The organism is Streptomyces sp. NPDC096048 (assembly GCF_044763415.1).
In the GTDB taxonomy this organism is placed as follows: Bacteria; Actinomycetota; Actinomycetes; order Streptomycetales; family Streptomycetaceae; genus Streptomyces.
The window spans coordinates 1-4,505 of record NZ_JBIWGG010000027.1 but is presented as its reverse complement, the minus strand read 5'-3'; the positions used below and the strand labels follow the sequence as shown (position 1 = coordinate 4,505).

The 4,505-nt window shown below is 72.2% G+C and carries 1 protein-coding gene; it reads right to left on the bottom strand.

Annotation, left to right across the window (positions count from 1 at the left end):
* A partial coding sequence (locus tag ACIQ6R_RS37010; RefSeq protein WP_404226435.1) for an SDR family NAD(P)-dependent oxidoreductase occupies positions 1 to 4,505 on the bottom strand: 4,505 nt, incomplete at both ends.

Sequence of the window (4,505 nt, the reverse complement as noted above, 5' to 3'; positions counted from 1 at the left end):
GAACGCAACGCCTGCGCCGCCCAGTGCATAGCGACGAGAGACGACGAACACGCCGTATCCACCGTCACCGCCGGACCCTCGAACCCGAACGTGTACGACACACGACCCGACGCGATACTGCCGGCGCTCCCGCTGCCCTGGTATCCCTCGAACTCGGGACCGGCCAGCAGGTTGGCATAGTCGTGGTACATGACGCCGGCGAAGACGCCTGTCTGGCTGCCACGCAGCGACACCGGGTCGATGCCGGCGCGCTCAATGGCCTCCCACGTCGTCTCCAGCAGCAACCGCTGCTGCGCGTCCGTGGCCACCGCCTCCCGCGGACTCATCCCGAAGAACTCGGCATCGAAAGCACCGGCGTCGTGCAGGAAACCACCGGCCCTGGTGTAAGTGGTACCCGACGCCTCACGGTCCGGGTTGTACAGCGACTCCACATCCCAGCCACGGTCCGACGGGAACTCCGAGACCGCGTCCACACCCTCCGACACAACACGCCACAGATCCTCGGGCGAAGCGACCCCACCCGGATAACGGCACGCCATCCCGACGATCACCACCGGATCGTCCGCCACCGACGGCAACGCCGCCACCGGCACCACCGCCGCCGCCTCCGTACCGAGAACACCGTCCAGCAGATGACCGGCCAGAAGCGTGGCCGTCGGGTAGTCGAACACCACCGTCGCCGCCAACCGCAGCCCCGTCGCCTTGCCCAGCCGGTTACGCAGCTCCACCGCCGTCAGCGAATCGAAGCCCAGATCCTGGAAAGCCCGGTCGGGATGGACCGTCTGCGCACCCGAGTGACCGAGAACGAGCGCGACCTGACCACGCACCAGATCCAGCATCATCTCGCGGCGCTCGGCCTCTTCCAGAGCCTCCAGGCGCTGTACCAGGCCCGCCGTCGCCGCCGACCCACCGGCCGCCGAACGACGCCTGCGCGCACGGACGAGGCCGCGCAGCAGATTCGGAACGTCCTCCCGGCCGCGCAGTGCGGCCAGATCGAGGCGTACGGGGAGGACGACCGGCTCGCCCGAGGCCAGGGCCGCGTCGAACAACGCCGTGCCCTGCCCCGCCGTGACCGCCGGCAGCCCCGAGCGCGCGATACGCCGCCGGTCCGTCTCCGACAGCCCCTCCGTCATCCCCGCTGCCTGCGACCACGGACCCCACACCAGGGAGGTGGCGGGCATCCCGGAGGAGCGGCGGTGTTCCACGAGCGCGTCCAAGAAGGCATTGCCCGCCGCATAAGCGGCCTGGCCCGCGCTGCCGAACGTCCCCGCCACCGAGGAGAAGAGGACGAAGGCGTCGAGATCGAGGTCCTTGGTCGCCTCGTGCAGGTTCCACGCCGCGTCCACCTTCGGACGCAGCACACCCGCCAGACGCTCCGACGTCAGCGACTCCACAGTCCCGTCGTCCAGCACACCGGCCGCGTGCACCACCGTCCGGACCGGGCGGTCGGCCGGCACCCCGGCGAGCAAGGCTTCGACGGCCGTACGGTCGGCCAGGTCGCACGCCGCGACCGAGACGCGGGCGCCCAGACCGGTCAGCTCGGCCGTCACGGCGTCGATGCCCTCGGCGGCCGGCCCGCGCCGACTCACGAGAAGCAGATCCCGTACGCCGTGCTCCACGACCAGGTGCCGCGCGAAGATCCGGCCCAGACCGCCCGTACCGCCGGTCACCAGCACCGTTCCGCCGTCCGAGTCCGACCACGGGACGTCGGTCGCCGGGCTGCCGGTGTCAGCGGCGGAGACCACCCGCGTCAGCCGCGGCACCCGTACTTCGCCGTCCCGTACGGCGGTCTCCGTCTCCTGCACGGAGAGGGCCGCGGTCAGCGCTCCGATGTCCGTTCCGTGCTCCACGTCCAGGAGACCGAAGCGGCCCGGGTGCTCCAGCGACGCGGAGCGCACCAAGCCCCGCACAGCGGCGGTGGGCAGGTCGGCAGCGCCCTCGGCGTCACGGGTGACGAACACCAGGCGCGACTCGGCGAACCGCTCCTCCACCAGCCAGGAACGGATCAACCCCAGCGCCCGGATCGCAGCGCCGTGCACGGAACCGGCCACATCAGCACCACCGGTAGCACCGGCACCGACCAGCACCGTCCCCGGCACCTCACCCGCACCTGCGAGGTCCGCCAGATCCGCGAACGCCACGACCCCGTCACCCGACAGGCCCGCCAGCCCCGCCGTCCCGATCGTGCCCAGCACGCCCACCTGGCCCGAAAGGGCTTTGCTGTCGGCACCGCGGGCCGGAACCCACTCCACTCGGTACAACGCCCGGGAGGCGTCGTCGGGGCGTACACCCGCAGTGGCCGCGCGCACCGTCAGGGACTCGACGGAGGCGACCGGCGCCCCGGAGGGGTCGGCCATGTGCACGGCCAGGGTGTCGTCCCCGGTCCGGGCCAGCCGGACCCGCAGCGCCGATGCGCCGGACGCGTGCAGCGACACGCCCTCCCAGACGAACGGCACTCCGCCCGGAGCGTCACTGTCGCCAAAGGCGAACGAGGCGTGCAGGGCCGCGTCGGAGAGCGCCGGGTGCAGGCCGTAGGCCGTACCGTCCGTCGCCTCGCTCAGGGCGACCTCGGCGAACACCTCGTCGCCGCGACGCCAAGCGGCGCGCAGCCCCTGGAAGACGGGGCCGTAACGGAGGCCGGCGTCGGCGAGCCTCTCGTAGCAGTCGCTCACGTCGACCGGCTCGGCATCGCGCGGCGGCCACACCGAGGCGTCGAACTCGGGAGCCACCGTGTCCGGGGCCAGAACGCCTTCGGCGTTGAGCGTCCACGGCTGCCGCTCGTCACCGGCGTCGTCCCGGGAGTGCACCGTGATCGTGCGGCGTCCGGAGTCGTCCGGGTGGCCGACACTCACCTGGATGCGCACGGCACCGCGCTCGGGCAGTACGAGCGGTGCCGGCAGGGTCAGTTCCTCGACCGCGTCGCAGCCGACCTCGTCGCCGGCCCGGACGGCCAGCTCCAACAGGGCCGTGCCCGGCACCAGTACCGTGCCCTGGACGGCGTGGTCCGCCAGCCAGGGGTGCGACTGGGCCGACAGTCGGCCCGTGAACACCACCCCGTCTTCGGCCGCGAGTTCCACGGCCGCGCCCAGCAGGGGGTGCCCGGCCGCGCCGAGGCCGACCAGCCTGATGTCCCCGGTGCCGGCGACGGCGCCCGTCGGCCAGAAGTACTCGTGCTGGAAGGCGTACGTCGGCAGGTCGACGGCACGGGCGCCGGTGCCGTGGAGGACGGTCCCCCAGTCGGCGGCGACGCCTGACACGTGCAGCTCGGCCAGAGCGGCCAGCGCGGCGGTGACTTCCTCGCGGTCCTTGCGCAGCAGCGGGACCAGGACCGCGTCCTCACCAGCGCGCTCCCGCGCCATCCCGCAGAGCACACCGTCCGGACCCAGCTCCACGAACCGCGACACACCCTGCTCCACCAGAGCCCGCACACCGTCGTCGAAACGCACCGCCTCACGCACATGACGCACCCAGTAGTCCGGACCCGCCAGCTCACCGGCCTCCGCCACCCGGCCGGTCACATTGGACACCACCGGCACCCGCGGCTCACCGAACGACAGCCCCGCAACCACCTCACGGAACGCACCGAGCATCGGCTCCATCAGCGGCGAATGGAACGCGTGCGAAACCCGCAGCCGGCTCACCCGCCGTCCCTGCTCCCGGAACACCTCGGCCACCGCCCCAACGGCCTCCTCGACACCGGAAACGACCACCGACGACGGGCCGTTCACCGCAGCGACCGACACACCCGCGAAATCTTCCAGGTGCTCAAGTACCTCCGCCTCCGTGGCCTCCACCGCCACCATGGAGCCACCCGCCGGCAGCGCCTGCATCAGCCGGCCACGCGCCGCCACCAGAGCACAGGCATCCTCCAGCGAGAACACCCCGGCCACATGCGCCGCCGCCACCTCACCGATCGAATGCCCCGCCACGAACTCCGGCCGCACACCCCACGACTCCACCAGCCGGAACAACGCCACCTCGACGGCGAACAGACCCGCCTGCGCATACGCGGTGCCATCGAGGACGGACTCGTCCTCACCCCACACCACCTCACGCAGCGGACACCCCAAGTGCCCGTCCAAAACCGCACACACGGCATCGAACGCCTCCGCGAACACCGGGAACCGCGCATACAACTCACGCCCCATACCCAGCCGCTGCGAACCCTGACCCGAGAACAGGACGGCCGTACGGCCGGCCTCGTTCTCACCCACGACCGCGGCCCGGTCGGGCTCGCCCACGCACACAGCGGCCAGACCGCGTACGGCGGTCTCCCAGTCGTCCGCCAGGACCACGGCGCGGTGATCGAAGTGCGAGCGCTGCGTGGCCAGGGAGTGTCCCAGGTCCACCGCGCGCAGGGCGGGGTCGGCCTCGATACGGGCAAGGAGCCGTGCGGCCTGCGCCCTCAAGGCCTCCGCCGACCGCCCGGACAGCACCAGCGGCACCACACCCGGGGCCAAGGAAGCGACGCCCTCACCGCCGGACTCCGCCTCGGTGACCGGTTC